Genomic DNA, 24,640 nt, shown 5'->3' with positions numbered 1-24,640 from the left:
AAGCGATGCACGATCATCGATCTTATCGCGGCGGATCGCAATCGGTAGCTCTTGGGAGCCACAATCATACCGACAGGACGTTCACATGGCCGATGCCCTCTGGTTTACCACCGCCCGCCTGACCATCCATCTGTCGCAGAAAGACAATGCCGATGGGCTCACGCTGATCGAGCACCACATGGCGGAAGGCTTTGCCGTGCCGCTGCATGTCCATCACGACGAGGATGAAAACTTCTACATCTTGCAGGGCGAAGTACGCATGCAGGTTGACGATCAGGTTCGTCGGCTGACACCGGGCGACGCGATAACGGTGTCGGGTGGGACACCGCACGCGTTCCGTGTCGTATCGCCTGAAGCCAGGTTCCTTTCGATGACGACGGGTCAGTTCGAAGAGATGATCCGCAGCCTAGCCCGACCGGCAGAAAACGAAGGCCTACCGCCCCAAGCCGAACCGACCGACGAAGAGGTCGCGGCTCTGGTTACGGCGTGCGCTGCGCACGGCATCGAGTTCCAGGGACCTGCAGTCTCTTGAAGCGCAGGGTGGCAGCTTTTGCAAATCGCCCTTCCAAAAGTCGCCAGTCCGGAAGCTACCCCAATCAGCCATTCGGTTCCCAACCCAACCCGTCAGCTTGGATCGCTATGGACGCTTTTCATAAGCGGTTACTTGTCGGCCGTCTGGCAACATCGGCTCGGGGTGGGAAGTGGGCACTGACCTTTCGCCCTATAGCGGACGTACCGGTTTCGGGTCGATAGAAGGCCGTCCGCTTTTCCTGCGTACCTTCTCGAAAGCAGCCATTCCGCTTTCGGCCAGACTACGTCATGCCGAATCGCCAGTGCGCGCAATACCGGACGTTCGGCTTTGCGCCCATTACGGTCGTTTAAGGGGAAGAGCCGGCGTCGCGGAAGCGGACACTCCAAGCCGAGGGCCAAACAGGTCCGCATGTTGGCAATGCCGGGGGGCATCAGCACCGTTCCCCCCCATGGACACCTGTAGCCACAGGCTTCGTCCAATCTCGGTAGATTGAGTAGAGCGCCGCCATCACGACCGGCCCAACGAAGAGCCCGACAAGCCCAAAGGTCTCGAGCCCACCCAGGATCCCGATCAGGGTCCAGACAAGCGGCAGCCGTGCGGCGCCTCCGATGAGGGCTGGTTGAACGAAGTTGTCGCCTGCCAGCATGACGGCGCCGCCCCAACCGAACACGCCGACCGCGCCGAACCATGATCCATGCTGGATCACGAGCATCAGGGCCGCGGTCGCGAAGGCAATCCAAGCTCCGAGGGGCAACATCGCAAACGCGACGGTGAGCAGGGTGAACAGCACGGCCTGCGGCAGCCCGGCAACCCAATACCCGGCACCGATGAGCAATCCTTCTCCGATGGCGACCAGAACCGTTCCGTTCACCACCCCCCTGATCGCAAGCACCAGTTTTTCGAACAGCCGCTCGCCCGGGTGCCCCAGCCATGCCTCAGCAAGGCAGAGCACGTGCGTCCCGATCTTCTCCCCATCCCGGAGGAGCACGAAAAGCGTCAGGAAGGTGATAAAAGCCAGGAGCATGCGATAGGCGATCTCTCCGCCGAAGCTGCGCATCCAGGCCGCCCACGCTTCGAGGTTCACCCCGGCGAAGAGGGTCCGTAATCCTGCCGGGTCGCTGAGGTGGGAGCGCCACCAGCGATCCGCGTGCTCGCCGAGAATGGGGATGTGCGTCAGCCAATCCGGCACTTCGATGCCGCCCTGCTGGACGCGCCCGGCCCATTCGAGAACGGCCTGTCCTTCCCGTCCAAGTTCGGCAGCGGCCAGCAACAACGGCGTCATCAGCACGGCCGCGCTCAGGAGGGTGGCCAGAGCGGGGGCGAGCCAATCGCGGGATGTCCCGACTCGCTGCGCCCGCCGGTAAAGGGGCCAGATCGCAATGGCGATGATGATGGCCCAGACAAGCGCGGCCAAATACGAGCGCGCCGTCCACAGCGCGATAAGAAGCACGGCGGCCGCGAAATACGCCCTGCGCCTGCGGCGCAACGGGGCTTCTGGTGCGTAAGTCTCGATTGAGTGCGTCGGCGCCTGAACGTCCAAATCGTTCCTCCTGACTATCTAGGTGAGCCTGTGACCTGAGCCTCAGTCGCAAATAAAAGCCGAGATCGGCTGCGCAGCACTCCCGCGGCTCCGTTAGGGTTTGTCGCTGGACCTTCGATGCCGACGTCATGGTTTGCGTGGCGCTTTTTCAGATCAGCTTGCGCCTCGAACTGGAGAATATCGTCAAGGCTTGCTGTGCGACGGCCGATCGGTCCTCCGTTATCAAAATAATGGTCTGCCTACGGGCGATGACCGTCAGATAAACCTGCAGCCTAGTATGGATCGACCCTGAACCAGCGATATCCGTACGGATCGAGACTCATGACACGACTTTCTATCTTACTGTCATCGTAGATCTTGTTTCCGAAGAGCTCCACGAACTCGCATTTTGCGCAATCGTCTAATTCTAGATCGAACTGGCGCTGCTCGTCGTCAAGATTCTGTGCAATGATGATTGATTTGCCGTCATGCCGGTAGCAAACCGCGAAAATTGCAGGATCATCGCTCTCGATGATGCTCATCTCGCCCCAACCGATCTCGGGGCAGGAGCGCCGAATGCCGCAAAGCCGCTTCATCCAAGCCAGCAGTGAGGTCGGATCGCGCTGTTGCGCCACGGCGTTCACGGCACCAAGCCCGAATGGACCCGCTTCAATGATGGGGTGAGGCAGCGTGTTCGCGGACGCATCGGAGAAGCCACCGCAGGGCTTGTCGCGCCACTGCATGCAGGTCCGCACCGCCCAGCGCTCCGGCTGCGAAAGGTCATCGCCCATGCCGATCTCGTCGCCATAGAAGATCACGGGGCTTCCCGGCAGCGCAAACATCCTGCTGTAGGCCAATTCGATGCGCCGGCGGTCGTTGCCGAGCATCGGCGCGAGCCGTCGGCGGATGCCCCGGCTGTAAAGGCCCATGCCGGGCTCGGGCGCGAAGGCGGCGTGCACCTCGGCTCGCTCGTCCGGGTTAAGGCGTCCGAGATCGAGCTCATCGTGGTTGCGCAGGAACTGCGCCCATTGCCCAAGCTTCGGCAGTGCCGGCACGAGAGACAGGCCGCGCCGGAGCGGCTCTGCCCGGCGCCGCGCGAGGGCAAGGAACAGGTATTGGTTGATCAGGAACGCGAAGGTCATGTGCATGCGGCCGTGATGACCGACGAAATGCGGGATCTCATCGGGCGAGACGTTCGCCTCCGCCAGCATGATGGCATCGCCGCGCCGCCAGGACAGGAAGTCGCGCAGCTCGTCCAAGATGTCGTAATTCCGGAAAATTGTGCCGTCCGGCTGGAACTGGTCGATCAGGAATGGCGCCGCATCGACTCGGAACCCGGATACGCCGAGCTCCAGCCAGAAGCCCATGATGCGCTCGATCTCGTCGCGAACGGCCGGATTGGTGATGTTGAGATCCGGCTGATGCTCGTAGAAGCGGTGAAAGTACCACGCGCCAGCAACTGCGTCCCGCGTCCACACGCTCGTCTGGAAGCCCGGGAAGACCACGCCCTCGGCGGCATTGGCTGGCTCGCAGTCGGACCAGACATAGTAGTCACGGAACGGCGATGTCGGATCCGCACGTGCGGCCTGGAACCAGGGGTGCTGGTCGGAAGTGTGGTTGAGGGGCAGGTCGATGATCAGGCGCAGACCGCGCAGGCGCGCCTCCCGGCTGAACTCGACGAAATCACCGAGCGTCCCGTATTCTGGGGCAACATTGTAATAATCAGTTACATCGAATCCGTAATCGAGCTGAGGGCTTGGAAAAAACGGCAGCAGCCAGAGACAGTTGACGCCGAGTTCTGCGATGTATTCCAGGCGCGCCGTCAGCCCTCTGAAATCGCCGACGCCATCGCCATTGCCATCCATGTAGGCTCCGACATTCAGGCTATAGATCGTGGCCGTCTTGTACCAGAGATCGAGCACCAGCCTGGTTCTGCGAGTGAGGCCCCCCTGCGGCGGCCTCGAAGACGGAGGCCGCTGTCGCGGTTCGCGTGGCTGTCCGGGCGAGCGGAGCTGCGGCGCTCCAGCCCTGAGGAGAATGCCGGCGTGAGCCGCACTAACCGCCGAAAGCCGTCGATATCCGGCCTTATCGAGATGCAGATCCGGCGATCAACTTTTCGCGCTCGAATTTGGATTGCGCTTGTCGGCGTGGGTGATCGGTCCCTTGGAGCCCTTCGAGCCGCCGCCCCATTTCTGGGCCTTCCGGATCTGGTCGCCTCCGGCGTGATCGGGGCTTAGGCCCTTGTCGCTTCCACTCGCGCGCTTTCCGGATGTGTCGTCTGAATTGGTTGCCATCAGATCTTGCCCTTCACCGTTGCGATGGTTCGCGCATGCCCCGCAACCCGGGGCGGAGACGCTATGCCGGGCGGATCGGAGGCCCGGGCCTCAAGGCTCCGCCCCCCCCCGCCTTCCGGTATATCGGGGTGGCTCGACGGGCGCCTATAAGGTTTCGCCCTAAGGACTGACCCAGGTGCCGGTCGGGTGTCAGGGTGCTAAAGGGTGATCATCGGCGCGAGAGCGCGACGATCCTTCGGTGAACGCACGCAGAGCCGGAGCAAATCTTTCGGCTTGGTGTCGTGGTTCTTTACTGGCCAGCCGGCGCCTATCTCCCGATGCGGACCATGGGGCCTCCGACCAGGGCGTCGGCGTCAGGGGAAATGATTGGCCTCAAGCTGACCGTGAGGCGAAACTTCGCCGGGTAAGCTCGTGTTTTACGGAAAGCGGAAACAGGCCATCCTGCCTTCAGCCGATCAGGTCACGCCACTTGTCGCGACGGAAAGATCAAGGTCGGGTGTACGATGACAGATGCCGGAGACACTGATCGAGGGCGCAGGAGTGAGAAAGAGGACATTGCAGAACGAGAAGATTTTCTCAACTACAATTATCGAGAGCCCATTGAGCTGGCGAAGCAATCGATTGGCATAATAAGCGGCATCCTTCTGTTCTCAGTGAATTTTTCCGACAAGCTTGGAGGCATACAAAACTCTCCGCCATCTTACAAATATGTCCTGCTTGCATCATGGGCATTTTTGCTTTTGTCGATTACACTCTGCGGCGTGTCGATGGCTTTGAGTTGGAATTCCGCGCGTCACATGCTTTGGGGACAAAATGGAGTGCGGCCGCCCCGGAAGTCGAGGCGGCTGAGCAGGTTCGCCGCCAATGCCTTGACAAGCGCAGGGATCTTCTTCGTCCTGGGGCTGGCGCTGATGATCGCAGGCGGCTTCATGTCGTCGGTCGTTCGGCCGGCATGATCGCAAAACCCGATGCTCAGGAGAGCGTGGCGAGAGCTTCCCGGGTAAAATCCTTCAGCTGCTCGTGCCGTCCCTCGCGGATCTTGCTGACCCAATGGGGGTCGGACAGCATGGCCCGGCCGACGGCCACGAGGTCGAAGTCGCCGCGCGTGAGGCGGCGGATGAGTTCGTCGAGCGGATCGGGACGCGAGCTCTCGCCCTGGAAGGCGGCGATGAACTCGCCCGAAAGTCCGACCGAGCCGACCGTGATCGTGGGCTTGCCCGTCAGCTTCTTCGCCCAGCCTGCGAAGTTCAGGTCCGAGCCTTCGAATTCCGGCTGCCAGAAACGCCGCTGCGAGCAGTGGAAGATATCGACGCCGGCTTCGGCGAACGGGTTCAGCCACGCCGCCATCTCGTCGGGTGTGCGGGCAAGTTTCACCGCGAAATCCTGCTGCTTCCACTGCGAGAGGCGCAGGATCACGGCAAAGTCCTCGCCGACCGCAGAGCGAACCGCGCGCACGACCTCGACGGCGAAGTGACTCCGCTCGGGCAGGGTCGCGCCGCCGTAGCGGTCCTGGCGCCTGTTCACGCCGGCCCAGAAGAACTGATCGATCAGGTAGCCATGCGCGCCGTGGATCTCGACCGCATCGAAGCCCAGCCGCTTGGTCTCCGCGGCGGCACGGCCGAATGCCGCGATGGTATCGGCTATATCGCTCTCGGACATCGCGACGCCGCCCACCTCGCCAGGGACGACGAACCCGGACGGGCCTTCCATGGAGGTGGGCGGCTTCCATCCCGACGCGTGGGGCGCCACGATGCCCATGTGCCAGATCTGCGGCGCCATCGCGCCACCGTCGGCATGCACGGCGTCGATGACGTGCTTCCATCCTGCGAGCGCCTGTTCGCCATGGAAATGAGGAATGGCGGGATCGTTCGACGATGCCGGCCGGTCGATGACGGTGCCTTCCGAGATGATGAGCCCCACCTCGGGGGCACGGCGGCTGTAATAGCTGGCCACGTCGGGCGTCGGAACGCCACCGGGAGAGAACGAGCGCGTCATCGGCGCCATGACGATCCGATTCTTCAACCGGAGCGACTTGTACGCGAAGGGACGGAACAAGGTGTCGAGGCTCATGGCACGCTCCAGGATCGGCGCGTTCGTCCCGGACGATCATCAAGGACGAAAAGCATTGCGCGGCGCCGTGCGACGCGGGCCGCTATTCAGCCGCAGCCGGTCTTTCGTCCGGCGTGGCCGGGGTCTGTCCCGCCCCGGTTCCGCTGCGCTGACGGTGTGAGTGCCTGCCGGCGGGATCGGATTCATCCTGGGCTGCACGGGGTTGCGGCTCCAGCACCACCGTCTGCCGGCTGTCGTCCCAGCGGGCCAGGACGCGGTCCCCCTCGTGCACCGTGTCGGCCAACATCGCGCGGGCCAGCTGCGTCTCAAGCTCCGTACGGATCAGGCGCCGCAACTCGCGCGCGCCGAACTCCGGACGGAACCCCGCCGCCGCGAGATGGTCGACGAGGCTCTGGTCGGTGACGAGCTCGACACCCTGCCCCTGTGCCCTGCGTCGGACACGCTCCAGCTGCAGCTCGACGATAGAGCGGATCTCGCTCTGCCCCAACGCATGGAAGACGATGATCTCGTCGATGCGGTTGATGAATTCCGGCCGGAAGTGCCCCCGCAGCACGTCCATCAATTCGCGCTTGAGCCGCACCGGGTCGTCGGATTCCGTGCCCCGCGCCCGCAGGTTGCGCTGGATGATGTCGGCGCCGAGGTTCGACGTCGCGATCAGCATGGTGTTGGTGAAGTCCGTCACCCGGCCCTTTCCGTCCGTGAGCCGGCCGTCGTCGAAGACCTGCAGCAGCGTGTTGTAGACGTCCGGGTGCGCCTTCTCGATCTCGTCGAGCAGCACCACCGCGTAGGGCCGCCGCCGCACGCGCTCGGTGAGCTGGCCACCCTCCTCGTAGCCGACATAGCCCGGAGGCGCGCCGATCAGGCGCGAGACGGCGTGCCGCTCCATGTACTCGGACATGTCGAGCCGGATCAGCGCGTCCTCATCGCCGAACACGGTCTCGGCCAGGGCTTTGGCAAGCTCCGTCTTGCCCACACCCGTCGGGCCGAGGAACAGGAAGGTCGCGATCGGCCGCCGGCCCTCGCGCAGGCCCGCACGGGCGAGGCGAACGGCGTCGCTCACGGCCTTGACCGCCTCGTCCTGGCCGATGACGCGTTTGTGCAGCCGCTCCTCCATGGCGACCAGCCGCTGGCGCTCTTCCGTGGTCAGTTCGTTGACCGGCACGCCGGTGAGCTTCGAGACGACCTGTGCGACCTGCTCGGTGGTGACCTCGGCCGATCCCGAGCCGCGTTCGCGCCGCCAGCGCTCGCTCGCCTCGCCGAGCGCCTTGTCCTTGGCGGCGTGCTGTGCCTGGATCTCCTGCGCGCGGTCGAATTGCTTGCGCGAGGCCGCGTAGTCCTGCTCGCGCTTGAGCTGGCGGACCTCCGCCTCGAGTTCCTGGACATCAACAGGCCGCGCGGTCGCGGAGATCTTCACTCGCGCCGCCGCCTGGTCGATCAGGTCGATGGCCTTGTCGGGCAGGAAGCGGCCGCTGATGTAGCGGTCGGACAGCTCGGCGGCGGCGATCACCGCCTCGTCCGTGATGGTGACCTTGTGGTGGGCCTCCAGCGTGTCGCGCAGGCCGCGCAGGATCATGATGGTCTGCGCCACCGTGGGCTCCGGCACGAACACGGGCTGGAAGCGCCGCTCCAAGGCCGCATCCTTCTCGATGTGCCGCTGGTACTCGTTGAGCGTGGTCGCGCCGATCAGGTTCAACTCGCCCCGGGCGAGCGCGGGCTTGAACACGTTCGCGATGTCGAGGCCGCCCTCGCCGCCGCCCTGGCCGGCCCCCACGATGGTGTGGATCTCGTCGATGAACAGGATCAGGCTGTCCTGCGCGGCCTCGACCTCCTTCAGGATCTCCTGAACGCGCTCCTCGAACTCGCCTCGGTACTTGGATCCCGCCACCATGGAGTTGATCGAGAGCTCGACCAGACGCTTGTCGCGCAGGCTTTCCGGCACCTCGCCGGCGACGATACGCTGGGCGAGCCCCTCCACGATGGCGGTCTTGCCCACGCCGGGCTCGCCGATCAGGACGGGATTGTTCTTCTTGCGCCGGGCGAGCACCTCGACCGTGGTCTCGATCTCGCGGGCGCGGCCGATCACCGGGTCGAGCTTGCCGTCACGGCCGAGATGGGTGAGGTCGCGTGCGTATTTGTCGAGGTTGGGCGTATTGGTGGGCGCGCTGACGCGACCCTCCTCGGCCCCGCGCCCGACGACCTTCGTGACCTGCTGCCGAATCGCCTGCGGCGTGAGCCCGTAGCGGCGCAGCACGTCGGCGGCGATGCCCTCGCCCTCCTCGGCCAGGCCGATCAGCAGATGCTCCGGGCCGACATAGGAATGACCGAACTCGCGCGAGGCCTGATAGGCGCGGGACAGGGCGTCCTTGATCCGGGGCGAGATACTGATCGCCGTCTCGTCTGTGCCGGACCTGGACGCCGCCGCTTCGCCGTCCGTGATCCGTCCGTCCTGGTCGAGTTGCCGGCGCAGGTCATCGACCCCAACCTTGAACTGGTCGAAGATGGTGCGCACGACGTCGTTGTCGGCCAGGGCGTACAGGAGATGCTCGGTGTCGACCTCGCGCCGGTTCAGGTCCTGAACGCGCCGCGCGGCGCCCTGCAGGATCTCCTCGGCGTGAGCGGACAAGCGCTCGGCGATGCCGCCCGCGGCTCGACCGCGCGAGGCACCGCGGCCGGACCTGGGCGGTGCGGGCCTCGTGCCCGCCTCTTCGTCAATTGCGTCGGCGTCGGATGCGTCCCGTCCGGCCAGGGGCCCGCGGCCGAAGAAGTCCCCACCGAAAAAGTCGTCGAACAGGCTGCCGCCCGCGCCGCCGAACAGCGATTCGAGGGGGGAGCTGGAGCGACCCTGCTGGCGGGCGAGACGCCGATAATCGACGTCGCACAATTCCATGGTCTGGCGCTGGCCATTGCTGACCACCTGAGCCCGTACGGTGGCCGGCCGCGCCCCACAGATGTCGCAGATTCCGTCGCTCATGCTGGGCTCCCTGAAGATTGGGCCGGAGCTCGATGGATCAGCCAGGATCTGATCCGCGTCGCCCAGCCGCGTTGGCAGATCGGGCGTGGTCCGGCTCGCCCTGAACCGTCAGCCTCCTTGGAGAGCTCGAGGGCACGCCCGTGCCGGCAAAACGCTGCGCGACGCCCGTTTCAGCTCGCGCGCTCAAGATGGTGGCGCTTCGCGTAAGGCTCGCTCGCCCAGAGGCGTTTTGCCTCGTCGAATGTCCGGTTCAGTGTGACCCGGTCATCCACGGCAGCGATCCAATCCGGAGTGACGTATTGGTGCTGGTTTCGAGGCTTCTGGTCGACACGAGAGATCTTGAGGTGACCACCTTCGACCTTGGCGACAGTTCCAATCCGAGTTCCGTCGCTATCGACGACCTCCATGTCCCTGTTGATCAGAGCGAGCAGTGGACGACCTCCAGCGCCATCCTGTCCATTCATCGTCATGTTGTGCTCTCCCGTTGCATGAACGATTGCTAGCGCTCAGATCAGAAGTGGTTGCTCAGCAGCGCCTCGTATCCACGCGGGGTCAGTTCGACCGTGTCGGCGTCGGGCGTGGCGACATATCCGGTGCGCGCGAGTTCCGAGACCGCTGCCGCGACGGCGGGATCGGTCCCAAACCGTTCATCCAGCGTCGTGATGCGCAGGCGTGCCCCGGGCAGCCGGTGCGTACTGCGCAAGTATGCCAGGATGTCACGTGCTATCTCCGACTGCATCGATAAGTTCTCCGGCTTGTCATCCAGACCGTCCGCAGGATCGATTTTTGAATGGCAATCCAAGTCCGCGGAAGTCACCTCTTCGGTTTTGATGCGCCCTGCCGCGACACTGATGTTTCACAGCAAGTCGAGCGATGTAGTGGGATTCTCTATCGCCGGACAGAGGACAATTGAAATGATCCGCTGTCGCGCCTGTCGCTAGTCAAGATGCCGTTCGGCTCTGTGCGTGCCCCTGACCTGCACCCGAACCGGCCTCACGAAGCCATCTAGGGGGCCGACCTTTGTGGCCCTGACGCATGTGCCCCGGCGCAGGTCACCGATCGTGAGAGGCGCCGCCTATGCGGAGCGGGCGCTGCGCGCCGAGATGAGCCGCGAGCGCCAGCGATTTAGGATCACGCACCGTCCACAGCCCGGCTCCCAGCACAGGCCACACCGCCTGTTGGCCGAGCTCGATCGCCTCGTGCCGCTTCCGGTCGGCCAGCCGCATCCGTGTCGCATGTGATGTCTTGTCGAACGCATCCAGGCCATTCGCACCCATGCTGCGCCTCCCTGCCTTCGCATCGAAATCAGATGGGATCCTCGCGCCGCCGCGGCATCCGGATCGATCCTAAGTGAAATGCCGGACGGGCAAGTCGTTCAGGGGCTTGACCTAGGAGCTGTCCGAATTGCCGGCGGCAGCACTATGCTCAATTCAGGGAGAACACGACATCTGCGGGGTACGACATGGACGGATCTCAAGCTCCCTTCACGCCCGATGACCTTGGCACCTGTGCCGCCGCCGCAATGGCCGAGATCCGGATCTCCCTGAGCCGCCTGACGCCCGCCGAGCGCGCCGCCTTCTGGCATGCTGTGGATCTTCTCTATCGCGCACCTTCCGAATCTCCGATGAGCATGACTGAGTCTCGGCCGATCCAGTACGGCGTCGCGCAGGGTCTCCAAGCCGTGTTTCCGCCGGTATGGGAGCATGCTCGTGACGCTGAGGGCTATGCCAGCTTTCCGGAGGTGCAGGCTTACGGCACGACAGGCTGATCTCGCTGCCCGGTTCCCTCCTAGGTGCCGGGCTGCACGACCGAGTCATCGTCGTGCTGGGCGGGACGCACACCGGCGGCCGTCGCGATGAGAACGGCCTCGGGCAAGGTGCGGACACCCAGCGCCTCCATGACCCGGGCCCGGTGGATCTCCACTGTGCGTGGGCTCAGGCCCAGCGTACGCGCGATGGTCTTGTTGGTCCCGCCAGCGAGCAATCCCTCCAGCACCGCGCGCTCGCGTGGGGAAAGCGCCACGATCCGGCTGCGAGCTTCGTTGCTCCCGCGCACCCGATCCGCCTCAGCGTGGATCTCGGCGAGCGCCGTCTTGACGGCGAACAGCAGCGCCTCCGGTGACCAGGGGGCTTCGAGGAAATCAACCGCTCCCGCCTTCATGACGCGGACCCCGAGGCCGACATCGCCCCTGCTCGCGCCAACTGCCACCACCGGCAAGTGCGCGCGCGCCGACTTCAATGCGCCAGCGACGAGAAAGCCCCCATCATCCAGATCAAGAACGACGCAGCCCGGCATCAGCGAGCCCGCCATCTTGAGGAGGGCCAGACCACTGTCGAAGGCTCGCACCTCGTACCCACCGGACTGCAAGGCATCGCCGAGGCTGCGCCGGGTGTCGTCACCGGACGCAATCACGTAGGCGCGCAGGCCGGTGTCGGTGGTGATGTCCTGTGCGATCCCGCCCGCCGACCGGATGTGCCCGCCGATGCCCGGGATAGGGAAGATCGTGTCGCGGATGCGGCGCACCGCTTGGTCTGACGCGCGCAGGATGCGGTACTCGAACACGAGCGCCTCGCCACCCTTAACCCGATCCATCGCTTGTGCTGCAGCGTCGCGGTCCTCCGGGTGGACGCTATCGAGCCAACTCGCGAGGTCCGGCCTGTCCCCGACGGGTTTGCCCCAGACGCGCGCGAAGGCCGGGCTGCGGTAGTCGATCGTTCCACTGTGTAAGTCGGCGACCCAGAGCACGTTAGCCGAATGCGCGGCGAAGCGCCGGAAGCGTTCTTCGCTCTCGCGTAAGGCCGCCTCGGCCCGTTTTTCCCGATCGACGTCCTGCACGACCAGGATGGCACCGATGATCTCGTCATCGACGTTGTGAAACGGAGCGGCGCTTACGCGCGTCCAGCACTCCCGGCCAGCCGGCATGGTGAAGATGAAGTCGATGCCGGGGACGACGGTTTCGCCTCGAAGGGCCCGCGCCCCGGGGTACTCCGTCGGGTTCAGCCTTCGTCCGTCGGGTGCGAAGGCCCGCCAGCGCTCACGCGACGGATCGGCCGAGGGTATCCATTCGAGCGCGTAGTGCCCGAGCGCTTGGTTGGCCAACGTGATCCTGCCGTCCCGATTGGCAAGGCCGACCCCGATCGGCAGCTGCGCCAGCGTCGCTGAGAGCCGATGCTCGCTCTCGCGCACAGCGGCCTCGGCGCGCATCTGAGCCGTGACCTCCACCACTACGCCGATGAACGATACTGGTCGATTGCCCTCGAAGCCGGTCCGGCCGTGGGTCGAAACCCAGCGCTCCACACCGTCGCGAATGCCGATCACGCGGTACTGTATGTGATAGACGCCGTCGCCAGCAGGGTCGGTGCAGCGCTCCACCGCCGCCGCGACCCGCGGGCGATCCTCCGGGTGGATGGCCGACAGCCAAACATCTTTGCCGACCGGCGCGTCGGGGGGCAGGCCCCACAAGGCTTTCAGGCGTACGTCCCAATCGAGCGCGCCGGTTTGCGGATCCCATGAGTAGGGTGAGAGACCGACGAGGTCGATCGCCGCCTTCAGCCGGGCCTCGCTCTCTCGGAGCCGTGCCTCGGCGTGCTTGCGGGCTGATATGTCCGTGGTGATCGTCGCGATACCGATCAATCCGCCAGTTTCGTCGTAGAGCGTGAACGCGCTCCACCGGACGATCATCTCGGCGCCGCCACCGAAATGCCGAATGCGCAGCTCGCCCTCCCAGCGGCCATCCCGCAGCAGCGTCGGTAACGCGACGTCGCGGATGAGGGCCTGATCGTTCGGGTGGAAGAAGTCCGCGATTGGGATGGCCGAGACGTCGTCGTCAGGGCCGAGCCCGACCATTTTGCGTCCGGCCGCATTCACGAACACCGGCCTGAAGTTTGGGTCGGCTATGCCGATGAACTCCTGCGACTGCTGGACGACAGCCGCGAGCAGTTTATCGAGCGGAGGCGGTTGCGTCGTTTCCACACGCGTTCGTAGGTTGGCTAAGCCTGAGATGCGTCGAGACGGCCCGTCATCATCCATGGGCAAGCTATCGCGAAGCACTCGAAATGACGCTCCTTTCAGTGACGGCGGAGCGCCACCTCAAAAGGCTTGGAAGGCGCGACGACCTCGACCTGCAACCAACCATCATCCGTTCATCTAATAGGGCACTCTCCGGAAAAAAATAAATTATATTAGTAGGTTGCTCATGAACTTATTGCCATAGATCAGGTTCGTGCCGCTTTGATTGTGTTCGTCCGCAAGTCGTTCCAGGCCGCAGTTGCTGGACGGCGGACGAACGGCCGCTTTGTAGAAGGACAACCGGCGGTCTGGGCGGCTGGGTTGGGTCGATCGCAGGCCGTCCGCTTCTCCGGCAGACCTCCTCTGAAGCGGACAGACGGCTTTCGGCCAGACTACGTCATGCCGGATCGCCAGTGCGCGCAATACCGGACGTTCGGCTTTGCGCCCATCCCGGCCATTCAGATGGCGCTGACGACGTTCCGTACGCGGACCTACCGGCTGCGATCGGCCATTCGCATAAGGGTGGCTTATGGCACGAAACGCCGGTCCAATCGGTCCTTCAACCGGATGAAACACTGGTCCGCGAGAGCACTGGGGATACAGCGCGGCTTCCCCGCGGTCGCGCTCGCGCCTATCTCAGGATCACCCCCTGCTGTCGAGGTCGGGATCAGCGCGATGCCGGGCGAGCCGTAATGATATGGCCGCCCGGCCGGTGTGGTCCGTCCTTCAGTGGAAACGACCTTCCGGGTCGGTCGAGGTCATGTTCCGCGCCAGCAGGCTGCCGGCCACCATCAGCGCCTGCCTCAGCACCGGCAGCATTTCCTTGGCGTGGTCCTGCTCAATGAGCCCGTGCGCCATCAGGAGATGGTCTGCGACGAGTTCGAGGGTCGAGCCCGGTGGCGTCGTCGGGCTCATGGGTGGCGGTACAAAGCGGTTGAGCGTGCCGTAGGCGGTCAGCCGTTCCAAGCCGCTGACGGCGATCTCTGTCAGTGAGCCGAGATAGCCGAGGAAGGTGTGGTCTGGCGGCCCGTAGGACGGGACGGCCCCGATCATCACCCAGGCGAAGCTGCCATCGGCACGGCGCAGGCGTAGGCGCAGGCTGTACTCGCTCTGCTGATCACGGGCGCTGCGCAGGAAAGTGACGGCGCTCTCGTGATCTTCCGGATGCACGCACTGAAACCACCCGTGCCCAACGGCCTCGTCGGCGGCTTGCCCGGTGAAGGCGGTCCACTCGGGACTGACATAACTCAGGCCGCCTTCCGCCTTCGTGACGAAGATCATCCGCAGTGCTCCTTAAATTCCCTTCGGTATCAGCTTTAGAGGTGAGCACCTACTACCGGCGGCGAAGGCGTATCTGAATGGTGTGGAACCACTTTTCGTAGGCCCGGTTTCGAGATTATCATGGCCAAATCCGACGACCCCAAGCGGGCGATCCTGCACAACATAGCGGATGTGCTCGGCGTGCCCGTCGAACAGTTCTACGGCGGTGACCCGGCTCTGAAGGCGAGCGCGGGTGAAGACGATTGCTTGCGCTTGTGGCGCAAGATCGGATCGGACAAAGGCCGGGCACGAGCTCTGACAGCTCTCCAAGCAATTGCGGACGAAGAGGCGAACTAGCGATCCGCATCCTGCTGCCCGCTGGTGGACGCCCCCGGCACGCTGCAGTAGCTCTCCGGCATGGCCAGCAACCCGACCGTGTCCGACCTCCTGAAATCGAGAGAGGTCACCGATGCGCAAGTGAGCGCTGCGGTCGACGCGGTGCTCGCCAATGCCAAGATCGGCCCGTTCGAGCTGGCTTCCGGCTGGGTCTTGGACGTCACCGCGGCCGTTAAGGCGGACCGGCACGCAACGGCCACCCTGAAGGAGCCGACAGCCAGACCAGGCGGCAAGCGAGCTGCGGTCAAATCTGCAATCCTACTCGCGCACCCGGTGAAGGGCTGAGCCTTGAAAGACGAACTCGACCCAGATCACGAGATCGTCGTCGAGCGTCTGGTGCTGGGCCTGCGGGGCTTCGCGCGTGGGCTTGGCCTGGATGAGAAGGTTGTCCGGCACATCGTGAACCGCGTCATCATCGATATGCCGCTAACTCCGGATGAGGAGCGTATGGCGGAGGCCCAAGACTGGATGCTGATCGCGTCCGCGTAGGCGAACGGACGAAGGCTCCAACCCGGGGACTATCCTCAGGCCCTCTTGGCACGCTGTGCTGCTTCCCGGACATATGCGAGGCACGATTGCCTGACCTCAGGATCCGAAATTATTGAGAACAGGTTCAGAAGTTCTACCGCCTGCACATTTACGGGGGCGCCGCTTAAGTCCAGCGTATAGCTGGTTTGATCATCAAATATATCGCTGGAGACGCCAAGGGCCTGAGCTACTCGTTGCAGTGTGAACTGAGCGCGATCGTCGTCCATTTTTGATACCAGCGATCTTCAAAAACTAATTCTACAGATTGCCATTTTGATAACAGAATTTTCCATATCAGTAAATGAGAGGGGAAGAAAACTAGCAATTGCAACATTCAATCGTGCAATCAGTCCGCCTCAGATCCAAGTTTGTAACTGTGCGAAACTTTTGCACCTGAGCATTCGTAAGAAGCTCAGACATAGGAGGAGGGGGCAGTTGAATGGTATCTCTTACCGCAACGGTTCCAGCTTTGCAGGCAGCAGGGCTGATCGGTATCTGGAATACGGACGTCGCCGCAGGTCGCTCTGTCCTTGATGAAGGCGCAGCTGCCGTGCTGGCTGGCAATGCCAGCCTCGCCGGCGAGCCTCTGCCCCTCGAAGCCGCCCTCGGACGCACACATCCGGACGATCGGGACTGGTTGTTCGCACAGATCCGCCAGGCTCGCCGGACCGGCGGTCCGTTCTCGGCTGAGTTCCGGGTCCTGACCGAGTCGGGCGAGGTGCGCTGGATCCTTAACCGAGGCACCCTTTCGCACAACGAGAGCGGCGTGATGCAAGGCCTTGGTGCCTACATCGAGACTACGGACAGTCACCGCGGCTCCGCCATTTCGGCTGCCTTACTCACCCCCGATATCGAGGATCCGCTGCTTGTGGCTGCCGATCGCTGCATTGAAGCGCATACGGCGCTTAAGCAGGGTGCTCATGCCGATCTCGGCAGCCTGTCGCAGGTGCTGCTGACAGGTATCGGTCACGCCATCGCCCGGCGTCGGCAGGGCTGAGGTGCTGAGGGTCAGTCGTGGGATGGCCCTGGCCCCCGTCTCACGGTAGCTCGGCCCATGCCCACCGAGATCCGTATCCCTCATCGCGGGCTTCAGCTTCAAGGCCTTCGCGCCTGCGCCTTGTACCCGCAGGGCATGCGGCACGGGGCGCATCCGAGCGTCATGCCGGTGCTTCAGGATCTTGGTCCGGTCGAGGAGATGCCGGTACGAGGGCCGTCCGGACGGAAGCTGTGGTTCCTGACGCAGGCCGGGCGCGAGTTGCTGACCGAGATCGGGATGAGCGAGCCGCGGGAGTCTTAGCGGTCGAGGCTGTGGCTCGACCCGATCGCCGACGGTCTACTCCGAACATTCCGCTGGGCGCGGACGAACCGGAACCTGCCGCGGTGATTGCCACAGCGAAATGGGTGTCATCATCGTCATCGCCGCCTCTGCTGGTGGCCTCGGTCTGCTCATGCAGATCATCGCTGCGCTGCCACCCACCTGCCGCGCCTCCGTGTTCGTCGTCCAGCACATCGGGGCGAACGAGAGCATCCTCCCTGACATCCTCGCTCGGCGCGGCCATCTCCCGGCAGCCTTCGCGCAGCACGGCGAGGTGATCGAGCACGGCCGGATCTACGTGGCGCCGCCTGACCACCATATGCGGCTGCGCGCTGGCGCGATCTGGCTGGATCAAGGCTCAAAGGTCCACTTCGCCCGTCCGGCCGCCGACCCCTTGTTCATCTCGGCCGCCGAAATCTACGGCACGCGCGTCGTCGGGATCGTGCTCAGCGGCGCTAACAGCGATGGGGCCGCGGGCATTCTAGCGATCACGGCGCGCGGTGGCCTGGGCTTGGTGCAGAACCTGGACGAGGCCAAGTTCCCCGAGATGCCCCTAGCGGCGCTGAAGCTCGATCACCCTGAAGCTCCCCTTACTGCCAAGAGCCTCGCAGAGCGGGTCGCTGCGCATTGCGCTAGCTTCTGAGCCAAGTCGGTCTGCTTACTTGCCGCCGCCCCTCGCCGCGAACTCCCAGATCGGCGGCCCCCATACCTTGCCCGGGGTATTCTGGTAGCCGGAGGTCCGCTCGAACAGGATCCGCTCCGCCTCGACCGCCAGCGCTTTCTTGCCGGCGATCATCAGCCCCCGCAGTACTCGACCCGCAGCGTGCCGTGCTCGGGGTGGACGCCGAAGGGCTGCGACGCCGTCCAGCCTCGTCCGTGGGCGTCGGCGCCGAAGCGGATGCAGAAATCGAGCGCCGACTCCCGCATCGTCGCCCATTGCGCCGGGGTCATGTACCGGCAGGGCGAGGCGTGCGGGGAGATGTTCTCGATCTCGCCGTGCCAGATCGCGACGGGGTTCGGGAGGAGGGTAGGGGCTGGGCTGGCTGACATCCGGCCGAGCTACGGGAAGCGATACTGACAGACCATGCGGCCAGAAGCGGGGTTAATCTCAACATGGGTTAGAGCGGCGCCACTGCTCAGATTGGTGAGGAGATCGCAGCCGTCGCTGCGGTTCAGATCGGCTCCCCCGCTTCTTGCGCAAGGATCAGAAGGCGGCGGCGCATCTCCGGGTCGCGAATGCGGCGGTAGGCGTTTAGCATCGCTGCGCAATCACCGTCGAGTTGGACAACTGTGGCCGTCACGCCTGCGACTGGCGCTGTCGGTGGGCCTTCTCGGTTCGGTACTTCATACAGCACCTCTGATGACACCCCCAGTGCATCGGCGATGCGCCCTACAAGCCGCCTCGTCCCCCGAGGTGGCGATGGCGGCGAACCGGGGGCATCGATGTCTTCCCATGCCTCGTCCTCCACGGACGCGAACGGGGGCGGTATCCTCTGGCCCATCGCTTTTCCCCCCACGGGGGCGTGAAACGCCTCTCGGAAATGTTCCTAGCATAGGTTGCAATCGAATCGGTAGGGGGTACACTTTATAGTTGATGGCGCCGCTTCGTCTGCCAATTTGTGCAGCGCATTCAAACAAGACTATAGAAAATAATTCAGTTTTACGACGATGGCAGGGGTTGTGGTGCCGAAGCTCAAGCTCCTTGATGGTAGAACTTGCCCAACGGCGTTTCAACGGGCGCTTGATACTTTAGAGGTAGCTGGATCATGGGATTGGGATATTACCTCGGACTTGGTTCGCGCCGATACGTTCGTAGCATTGCTGTTCAACGTCGAGCCGGGGGAGGCCAGCGTGGGGCTTCCCCTATCGGCCTACATCGACGGCATGCATCCAGACGACCGGGAGCACGTCCACGCCCTGATCCGTCGCTGCATCGACGAGGATAGCCCCTTCGTTGCAGAGTACCGAGTGCTCTCAGCCGATGGTGTCATGCGGTGGGTACTCGACCGTGGCTACATCATCCGCGACTCAGCGGGGCGACCTGTGCGAGGGCGCGGTATCATCGTCGATATCACGCGGTCCCGGACTGGCAGGCTTACCTCCACGGCCGATGCGCCCGATCCTTTCTTGCCATCCCTGGAGCGGGTCGCCGACCTCGTTATGGACGCGCAGCAATTGATCACCGAGTTGAAGGACCCAACGCTGAAGGCCCAGGTAAATGCGCTCCTGCTGACGCTGGGACGTAGGCTGGCCCAGCAGGAGGTTCAGGAGCGGCGGCAATCCATGAACTGACCGCACGATGCGTATCGGCGGACGTGCCAATATCCCGGCAGATGTGCACATGTGCCCCGGAGCTCTCACTCGATGGGGTCTTGATTTCGTCGAGTAAATCCTGTTGTGCCTGCGATCCTCGGTATGATCGCTTGAGCGACTAGACGTAAGCAGGGATTAAAGTGGCGGACGAAAACGTTGGGCGTGGCCCAAACTATGCCGAACTCGCTGGTGAACTTGTTGCCGCGTATGTCTCGAACAACCCAGTTCCCTCATCTGAGCTTCCGAAGCTGATCCAGACTGTGCACAGTGCGGGGATCGGGTTGGTCTCCGGTGCTGGGTCCAGCGCAACCACCAAGGCCGACGACGCCGAGAAGCTGACCGCGGCTCAGATCCGCAAGTCAGTCCGGGACGACGGCATCGTCAGCTTCATCGACGGTAAAAGCTACAAGACACTCAAGCGCCACCTGAGCAGCCACGGGCTCGACCCGCGCAGCTATCGCGACCGCTATGGCCTGCCCGCTGACTACCCGATGGTGGCCCCGAGCTACGCCGCGCAGCGCTCCGCTCTCGCCAGGGCTGTCGGCCTCGGCCGCCCAGGCGCTATGGATGAAGCCGCTTCGAAGGGCCGCCGCAAGGCCGCCAGATCCTGAAGCCGCCGGGCCGGCTCGGCCCCGTCGCCCGATCTGATCACGGGCTGACGGGGGAGGTCGTCTATCTCACCTGCGTCCCCGTAGATTGCCAGGGTCTGGTTAGCGCGCCGTGACCCGCGCTGGCTCGGCACTGTGTCGGAATAGGCCCCGTAGGAGCCGGAAGGGCAGCCGTAGCAACCGGTAGACGGCGTGGGCGGTCATGACGGCGATAACGGCCAACAGGGCCAGCAGAGTGTTCCGCATGCGGGGGACTCCTGGCGGCGTGATAACCGCGACGCCGCCCAGGCCATCGAAAGCGCGATCCGGTACGAGGCTCGCGGCAAGGACGCATTCCTCATTACCAACGATGAGACGGTGATGCGCACGCCCACCTCGGAACTCCTCGACCGCCACTACCCGCAGGCCGAGCGGCGCAAGGCATTCGTCGGCAATGAGGTGATCCTCTCCAACGAGAAGGCCAAGCGCGTCCTGGGCTTCAGGCCCGCCCACCGCTGGACCGAGGGCGTCTGAGATATGCCCCTGGATAGTCGCATGAGGCCATACGTCATCTGCCACATGATGGGTCTCGGCCACTCTGCCGACGCCCTACGAGACCGTGTATGGCCCCTCGAAGGCATTCGGCTTCATGTTCGCCGAGAGCCTGCGGGAGGAGCTTCGCGAGACCGGCGTCACGGTGACGGCCCTGCTTCCCGGCGCCACGGACAGCCAGTTCCACAAGAACGCCGGCATGGGCACTAGCGCCATCGACGGCGGCAAGAAGAACGACAAGACCGAGGTTGCCCGGCAGGGCTTCGAGGCCTTGATGAACGACGTCGACCACGTCGTCGGCGGCGATGCGGAGACCAAGCAGCAAGTCGTCGACAACCGTCGGACGCCGGAGCCGGAGAAGGCGGCGCGCCACGCCAAGCTCACCCGTCTGCAGGGTTGAGGACCAGCACCATGATCAACCTCATCAACGCGGTGACCATCGTCACCGGAGCCTCCTCCGGTATCGGCGCAGCCATCGCCAAGCGGCTTGCGGCCTCGGGGGCCCGGGTCGTCCTGGCCGCCCGCAACGAGGACAAGCTGAAGGACCTCGTCTCGGACATCACGGAGGCCGGCGGCACGGCGACCCATCGGGTCACCGATGTCACCGACCCGGACGACCTGAAGGCACTCGTCGGACTCGCGGAGAAGACCTACGGCCCGGTCGACATCCTGGTGAACAACGCCGGGCTGATGCTCTTTTCCGAGTGGAAGGACACAGCGGTCGATGACTGGGACAGGATGATCGACACGAACCTGCGGGGCTACCTTCACGCCATCGCGGCGGTGCTGCCCTCCATGCTGGAGCGCAAGTCCGGCCGCATCCTGAACATGAGCCCCGTCGCCGGCATTCATGTCGGCGACGGGGCCGGGGTGTACGGCGCGACCAAGTTCTTCATCTGGGGCATCACGGAAAGCCTTCGCCAGGAGGTCGGCGTCGGGAGCGGTATCCAGGTCTCGATGGTGAGCCCGGGCGTGATCGACACGGGCTGGGCGGACAAGGTCTCGAACGCCAAGGGACGGAAGGCAGCCCAGGCCCTCAACGAGGGTGCGATCCCACCCGAGGTCGTCGCCGACGCGGTGGCCTACCCGGAGACGTCCTATGCCTGGCGTCGAGTACTTCCACTCCTCGTCCGCCAGGGCGTGCGCGTGATCGTGCCGGACTACGGGACTGTCAGGAATTTCGTGTGCGGGCGGCCATAGTGGATCCGATGGAGGTTCCCGATGGCACGACGCAAAGCACCCCGTATTCCTGACACGCTCCTGGATCAGCTTCTGGCCGGGGCCGATCCGAAGACGGCCTTCGAGGCCGACGGCCTGCTGAACGAGCTGAAGAAAGCCCTGGCCGAGCGAGCGCTCAATGCCGAGATGGACCACCATCTGGCGGGCGAGGATGCTGGCAACACGCGCAACGGCTATGGCCGCAAGACAGTCACGACCGAGACTGGCCGGATCGAGCTGGCGATCCCGCGCGACCGGCAGGCGACGTTCGATCCGCAACTGATCGCCCGGTATCAGCGCCGCTTTCCCGGCTTCGACGACAAGATCGTGTCGATGTACGCCCGCGGCATGAGCACCCGGGAGATCGTCGGGCACCTGCGCGAGCTCTACGGGATCGAGGTCTCGCCCGACCTGATCAGCGCAGTGACCGACGCGGTGCTGGAGGAGGTCGCCGCCTGGCAGGCCCGGCCGCTGGAGCCGGTCTATCCGATCGTGTTCTTCGACGCCCTGCGGATCAAGGTGCGCGATGAGGGTGTGGTCCGGAACAAGGCGGTCCATATCGCGCTCGGCGTGCGCGCCGACGGATCCAAGGAGATCCTCGGCCTGTGGCTGGAGCAGAACGAGGGCGCCAAGTTCTGGTTGCGGGTCATGAACGAGCTCAGGAACCGCGGCGTCGAGGACGTGCTCCTGGCCGTGGTCGATGGCCTGAAGGGCTTCCCCGATGCGATCCGGGCGGTGTTCCCCGAGGCGCTGGTCCAGACCTGTTGGTGTGGACGGTCTCTCAACGGCATCAGGATGTGCCACGATGAGGTTGTTGAAAACCAGATGAAGGAGACCGTCCGTGGAAAAGCCTATCCGGATTGGGATCGACACGTCTAAGCACGTCTTTCAGCTTCACGGGGTAGACGCCGCCGAGAAGCCGGTGCTTCGCAGGCAGTTGCGGCGAGCGGACATGCTGATGTTCTTCGAGAGGCTGCCGCCGACCAGCGTCGCGCTCGAGGCCTGTGGGGCGTCCCACAACTTGGCACGGCTGCTGACCTCTTATGGCCATGAGGTCAAACTGATCGCGCCGCAATTGGTCAAACCTTATGTGAAGCGCGGAAAGAACGATGCTGCGGATGCGGAGGCCATTTGTGAGGCGATGAGCCGGCCAACGATGAGGTTCGTACCGATAAAGACGCCACAACAGCAGGCAGCGTTGATGCTGATCGGTGTACGCGAACGTCTGATCCAAATGCGAACGCAGGTGGCAAATTCCATCCGCGGCTACGCAGCCGAGTTCGGGCTCATAGCCGCGAAGGGCATCTGCAGGGTCGAACAACTTCTCGACCGGATCGCTCTGGATCGCTCCGTCCCTGCGCTTGCCCGGACGCTGTTCGCAACGCAGGGAAAAATCTATCGGCAATTGGAAGAAGAGATCGCCGAGACCGAAGCGCAACTCGCCCAGTGGCACCGCGCGGACGAACGCGCGCGCCGTTTAGCTGGAATACCAGGTGTCGGCCCGATCGGCGCTTCGCTTCTCACCATGAAGTCGCCCGCTCCCGAGCTGTTCGCATCAGCGCGGCAGTTCGCAGCCTGGATAGGGCTCACACCAAAAGATCACTCGACAGGCGGCAAAACGCGAACCGGGAAGATCACGCGAGCCGGCGACGAGGCCTTAAGAAGCGTGCTCGTCGCAGGCGCTACGGCGCTGTTACGGCATGCTCGCGCCGGACGTAGCAAGCATGGGAGCCCCTGGCTCCTGGATATGCTGAAGCGGAAGCCGCCCAAACTGGTTGCCGTGGCCGTCGCCAACAAAATTGCCCGCATCGCGTGGAAATTGATGGTCTCGGGAGAGCGGTACCACTCGCGCAGCACCAATCAACCCGTGACGGCATAATGTAATGAAATCCGCCCAAAGCACATAGGACAGGTGCTGCTGGGCTGGAAGCGAACTTGCAAGACCACGGTAGATGGATTTGATCGATCCGGGCTCACGGCGAACCATACGATGCAATGGCACTTAAATGCCGCAGACTTGTTTGGACCCTGAGTAGCGGAAACCATCTTGGCCAGCGATCAATCGCGATCGCACCTCAAAGGCCGGACATATGAAGGCAAGCGATCAGTCCCAATCTGCCTGAATGTCTTGTAAGCGGGAGACCGTCCACATATGCATCGTTCACCTGCTGCGCCACAGCCTCGACTTTGTCTCCTACAAGGACCGCAAGCTCGTGGCGGCCGCGCTGAAGGACATCTACCGCGCGCTCGATGCCACAGCTGGCGAGGCGGCCTTGGCGGCCTTCGAGGAAGGTGAGTGGGGCCGGAAGTACCCGGCCATCGCTCAGAGTTGGCGACGGGCCTGGGGCGAAGTCATCCCTCTCTCAGCGTTCCCGGGCGAGGTCCGGCGAATCCTGTACACCACGAACGCCATCGAGGCCCTGAACGCCACGCTGCGCCGGGCTGTGCGCACCCGGGGCCACTTCCCGACCGACGAGGCCGCGCTGAAGCTGCTCTACCTGGTCTTGAACCGCTCCGAGAAGGCGTGGAAGATGGGCCCGCGTGAGTGGGTCATGGCCAAGGCGCAGTTCGCCGTCATCTTCGGCGAGCGCTTCACCCGGGCCATGGCGGCCTGATGTTCAACACGCCGCCCGCACACGAAATTCCTGACAGTCCCCCGGACTACCGCGGCGCCGGCGGCTCCTCGAAGCCTCCGGGGGGCTACGACAAGCACACGATGGCGGGTGACCTCCACGCCCTCCTCTACGACCACCTCGGGCTCACCGGCCCGGTGACGATGGTCGGGCACGACATCGGCATGATGGTCGCCTACGCCTTCGCCAGACGCTTCCCAGACCGAACCGAGCGACTCGTCGTGATGGAGGCGCCGCTTCCCGGCACCGACGCCTACGACACGGCACTAGGCGATACCGACCGCCTCTGGCACTTCCAGTTCCACCGTGCGCCGGACGTGCCCGAATTGCTCACCGCAGGTCGGGAGCAGCTCTACCTGGAGCGCTTCTACCAGGACCTCGCCTTCGACATCGGGGCCATCGGTCTCGACGCCATCGAGCACTACGTCCGGGACTTCTCCCGAC

The 24,640-nt window shown here is 64.1% G+C and carries 27 protein-coding genes and 2 pseudogenes; 18 read left to right on the top strand and 11 right to left on the bottom strand.

Translation table 11 applies throughout. The annotated features are described in order from the left end of the window. Positions 1–85: 85 nt before the first annotated feature. Positions 86–532 carry a cupin domain-containing protein gene (locus ACYQPG_RS30540; RefSeq protein WP_461232685.1) on the top strand — a complete coding sequence of 149 codons (447 nt, stop codon included), beginning with the start codon at positions 86–88 and terminating at the stop codon, positions 530–532. Between the two features lie 430 nt (positions 533–962). On the opposite strand, the gene ACYQPG_RS30535 is transcribed toward ACYQPG_RS30540, so the two are convergent. Together ACYQPG_RS30535 and ACYQPG_RS30530 are read right to left on the bottom strand one after the other, a co-directional pair. Continuing rightward, entirely contained in the window at positions 963–2,072 is a 1,110-nt protein-coding gene (locus tag ACYQPG_RS30535) for an AI-2E family transporter (protein ID WP_461232684.1), read from the bottom strand. Positions 2,073–2,344: 272 nt separating this feature from the next. Next, positions 2,345–3,973 (bottom strand): alpha-amylase family protein, encoded by a 1,629-nt coding sequence (locus tag ACYQPG_RS30530; RefSeq protein ID WP_461232683.1) that lies wholly within the window; start codon positions 3,971–3,973, stop codon positions 2,345–2,347. Between the two features lie 875 nt (positions 3,974–4,848). Between ACYQPG_RS30530 and ACYQPG_RS30525 the strand changes: the two genes are divergently transcribed. After that, positions 4,849–5,301, top strand: a complete 453-nt coding sequence (locus ACYQPG_RS30525) for a hypothetical protein (RefSeq protein WP_461232682.1) — start codon at positions 4,849–4,851, stop codon at positions 5,299–5,301. 16 nt (positions 5,302–5,317) lie between these two features. Here ACYQPG_RS30525 and ACYQPG_RS30520 read toward each other — a convergent pair whose 3' ends face one another. The 5 genes from ACYQPG_RS30520 to ACYQPG_RS30500 all read right to left on the bottom strand — a co-directional run bounded on the left by ACYQPG_RS30520 (position 5,318) and on the right by ACYQPG_RS30500 (position 10,663). Beyond that, complete coding sequence (locus ACYQPG_RS30520; protein ID WP_461232681.1) at positions 5,318–6,415, bottom strand: NADH:flavin oxidoreductase; 1,098 nt, start codon at positions 6,413–6,415, stop codon at positions 5,318–5,320. Positions 6,416–6,497: 82 nt separating this feature from the next. After that, positions 6,498–9,386 (bottom strand): ATP-dependent Clp protease ATP-binding subunit, encoded by a 2,889-nt coding sequence (locus ACYQPG_RS30515; protein ID WP_461232680.1) that lies wholly within the window; start codon positions 9,384–9,386, stop codon positions 6,498–6,500. A gap of 170 nt (positions 9,387–9,556) precedes the next feature. After that, positions 9,557–9,856 carry a DUF2171 domain-containing protein gene (locus ACYQPG_RS30510; RefSeq protein WP_461232679.1) on the bottom strand — a complete coding sequence of 100 codons (300 nt, stop codon included), beginning with the start codon at positions 9,854–9,856 and terminating at the stop codon, positions 9,557–9,559. A 41-nt stretch (positions 9,857–9,897) separates the two neighbouring features. Further along, complete coding sequence (locus ACYQPG_RS30505; protein ID WP_461232678.1) at positions 9,898–10,188, bottom strand: hypothetical protein; 291 nt, start codon at positions 10,186–10,188, stop codon at positions 9,898–9,900. A 250-nt stretch (positions 10,189–10,438) separates the two neighbouring features. Continuing rightward, on the bottom strand, positions 10,439–10,663 hold the full coding sequence (locus ACYQPG_RS30500; protein ID WP_461232677.1) for a hypothetical protein: 225 nt from the start codon (positions 10,661–10,663) through the stop codon (positions 10,439–10,441). 185 nt (positions 10,664–10,848) lie between these two features. Here ACYQPG_RS30500 and ACYQPG_RS30495 point away from each other — a divergent pair, with 185 nt between their 5' ends. After that, positions 10,849–11,154, top strand: coding sequence for a hypothetical protein (locus ACYQPG_RS30495; protein ID WP_461232676.1), 306 nt, complete (start codon positions 10,849–10,851; stop codon positions 11,152–11,154). A gap of 20 nt (positions 11,155–11,174) precedes the next feature. Here ACYQPG_RS30495 and ACYQPG_RS30490 read toward each other — a convergent pair whose 3' ends face one another. Next, a complete protein-coding gene (locus ACYQPG_RS30490; protein WP_461232675.1) occupies positions 11,175–13,358 on the bottom strand; it encodes a PAS domain S-box protein in 2,184 nt (727 codons plus the stop codon). Between the two features lie 762 nt (positions 13,359–14,120). Continuing rightward, positions 14,121–14,675: a PAS domain-containing protein gene (locus tag ACYQPG_RS30485; RefSeq protein WP_461232674.1), complete on the bottom strand. Its 555-nt coding sequence runs from the start codon at positions 14,673–14,675 to the stop codon at positions 14,121–14,123. A 120-nt stretch (positions 14,676–14,795) separates the two neighbouring features. Here ACYQPG_RS30485 and ACYQPG_RS30480 point away from each other — a divergent pair, with 120 nt between their 5' ends. The 6 genes from ACYQPG_RS30480 to ACYQPG_RS30455 all read left to right on the top strand — a co-directional run bounded on the left by ACYQPG_RS30480 (position 14,796) and on the right by ACYQPG_RS30455 (position 17,536). Next, positions 14,796–15,011, top strand: a complete 216-nt coding sequence (locus ACYQPG_RS30480; protein ID WP_461232673.1) for a hypothetical protein — start codon at positions 14,796–14,798, stop codon at positions 15,009–15,011. A 60-nt stretch (positions 15,012–15,071) separates the two neighbouring features. Next, positions 15,072–15,335: a hypothetical protein gene (locus ACYQPG_RS30475; RefSeq protein WP_461232672.1), complete on the top strand. Its 264-nt coding sequence runs from the start codon at positions 15,072–15,074 to the stop codon at positions 15,333–15,335. Positions 15,336–15,338: 3 nt separating this feature from the next. Further along, positions 15,339–15,539 carry a hypothetical protein gene (locus tag ACYQPG_RS30470; RefSeq protein WP_461232671.1) on the top strand — a complete coding sequence of 67 codons (201 nt, stop codon included), beginning with the start codon at positions 15,339–15,341 and terminating at the stop codon, positions 15,537–15,539. A gap of 478 nt (positions 15,540–16,017) precedes the next feature. Next, positions 16,018–16,575 carry a PAS domain-containing protein gene (locus tag ACYQPG_RS30465; RefSeq protein ID WP_419828505.1) on the top strand — a complete coding sequence of 186 codons (558 nt, stop codon included), beginning with the start codon at positions 16,018–16,020 and terminating at the stop codon, positions 16,573–16,575. 57 nt (positions 16,576–16,632) lie between these two features. Further along, positions 16,633–16,875 (top strand): hypothetical protein, encoded by a 243-nt coding sequence (locus ACYQPG_RS30460; RefSeq protein ID WP_419828504.1) that lies wholly within the window; start codon positions 16,633–16,635, stop codon positions 16,873–16,875. Positions 16,876–16,975: 100 nt separating this feature from the next. Continuing rightward, the gene (locus ACYQPG_RS30455) at positions 16,976–17,536 is read left to right on the top strand and encodes a chemotaxis protein CheB (RefSeq protein WP_461232670.1); all 561 of its coding nucleotides are present in this window, start codon (positions 16,976–16,978) and stop codon (positions 17,534–17,536) included. A 15-nt stretch (positions 17,537–17,551) separates the two neighbouring features. Here the strand turns inward: ACYQPG_RS30455 and ACYQPG_RS30450 are convergent, their stop codons facing one another. Both ACYQPG_RS30450 and ACYQPG_RS30445 read right to left on the bottom strand, forming a co-directional pair. Next, positions 17,552–17,689, bottom strand: coding sequence for a hypothetical protein (locus ACYQPG_RS30450; RefSeq protein WP_461232669.1), 138 nt, complete (start codon positions 17,687–17,689; stop codon positions 17,552–17,554). After that, entirely contained in the window at positions 17,689–17,943 is a 255-nt protein-coding gene (locus ACYQPG_RS30445; protein ID WP_461232668.1) for a hypothetical protein, read from the bottom strand. Before ACYQPG_RS30445 ends, ACYQPG_RS30450 begins: the two co-directional genes overlap by 1 nt. 741 nt (positions 17,944–18,684) lie before the next feature. Here ACYQPG_RS30445 and ACYQPG_RS30440 point away from each other — a divergent pair. From ACYQPG_RS30440 to ACYQPG_RS30400, 9 genes and pseudogenes are all read left to right on the top strand, one after another. Next, positions 18,685–19,185, top strand: a complete 501-nt coding sequence (locus ACYQPG_RS30440) for a PAS domain-containing protein (protein ID WP_461232667.1) — start codon at positions 18,685–18,687, stop codon at positions 19,183–19,185. 161 nt (positions 19,186–19,346) lie between these two features. Next, a complete protein-coding gene (locus ACYQPG_RS30435) occupies positions 19,347–19,817 on the top strand; it encodes a Ros/MucR family transcriptional regulator (protein WP_461232666.1) in 471 nt (156 codons plus the stop codon). Positions 19,818–20,006: 189 nt separating this feature from the next. After that, positions 20,007–20,327: a hypothetical protein gene (locus ACYQPG_RS30430; RefSeq protein WP_461232665.1), complete on the top strand. Its 321-nt coding sequence runs from the start codon at positions 20,007–20,009 to the stop codon at positions 20,325–20,327. Between the two features lie 64 nt (positions 20,328–20,391). Next, a complete protein-coding gene (locus ACYQPG_RS30425; protein ID WP_461232909.1) occupies positions 20,392–20,745 on the top strand; it encodes an SDR family NAD(P)-dependent oxidoreductase in 354 nt (117 codons plus the stop codon). Between the two features lie 11 nt (positions 20,746–20,756). Beyond that, positions 20,757–21,545 carry an SDR family oxidoreductase gene (locus ACYQPG_RS30420; protein ID WP_461232664.1) on the top strand — a complete coding sequence of 263 codons (789 nt, stop codon included), beginning with the start codon at positions 20,757–20,759 and terminating at the stop codon, positions 21,543–21,545. Between the two features lie 21 nt (positions 21,546–21,566). Then, complete coding sequence (locus tag ACYQPG_RS30415) at positions 21,567–22,442, top strand: IS256 family transposase (protein WP_461232663.1); 876 nt, start codon at positions 21,567–21,569, stop codon at positions 22,440–22,442. Beyond that, positions 22,405–23,442 (top strand): IS110 family RNA-guided transposase, encoded by a 1,038-nt coding sequence (locus tag ACYQPG_RS30410; RefSeq protein WP_461232662.1) that lies wholly within the window; start codon positions 22,405–22,407, stop codon positions 23,440–23,442. Before ACYQPG_RS30415 ends, ACYQPG_RS30410 begins: the two co-directional genes overlap by 38 nt. A 265-nt stretch (positions 23,443–23,707) precedes the next feature. After that, positions 23,708–24,178 (top strand): annotated as a pseudogene (locus ACYQPG_RS30405) (transposase); the annotation flags it as partial. After that, positions 24,178–24,519 (top strand): annotated as a pseudogene (locus ACYQPG_RS30400) (alpha/beta fold hydrolase); the annotation flags it as partial. The pseudogenes ACYQPG_RS30405 and ACYQPG_RS30400, both read left to right, overlap by 1 nt. Positions 24,520–24,640 lie beyond the last annotated feature (121 nt).

Source organism: Methylobacterium sp. CM6246, from assembly GCF_054818005.1.
Note: the sequence above shows the minus strand (reverse complement) of the source record. Positions and strands in the feature narration are given on the sequence as shown.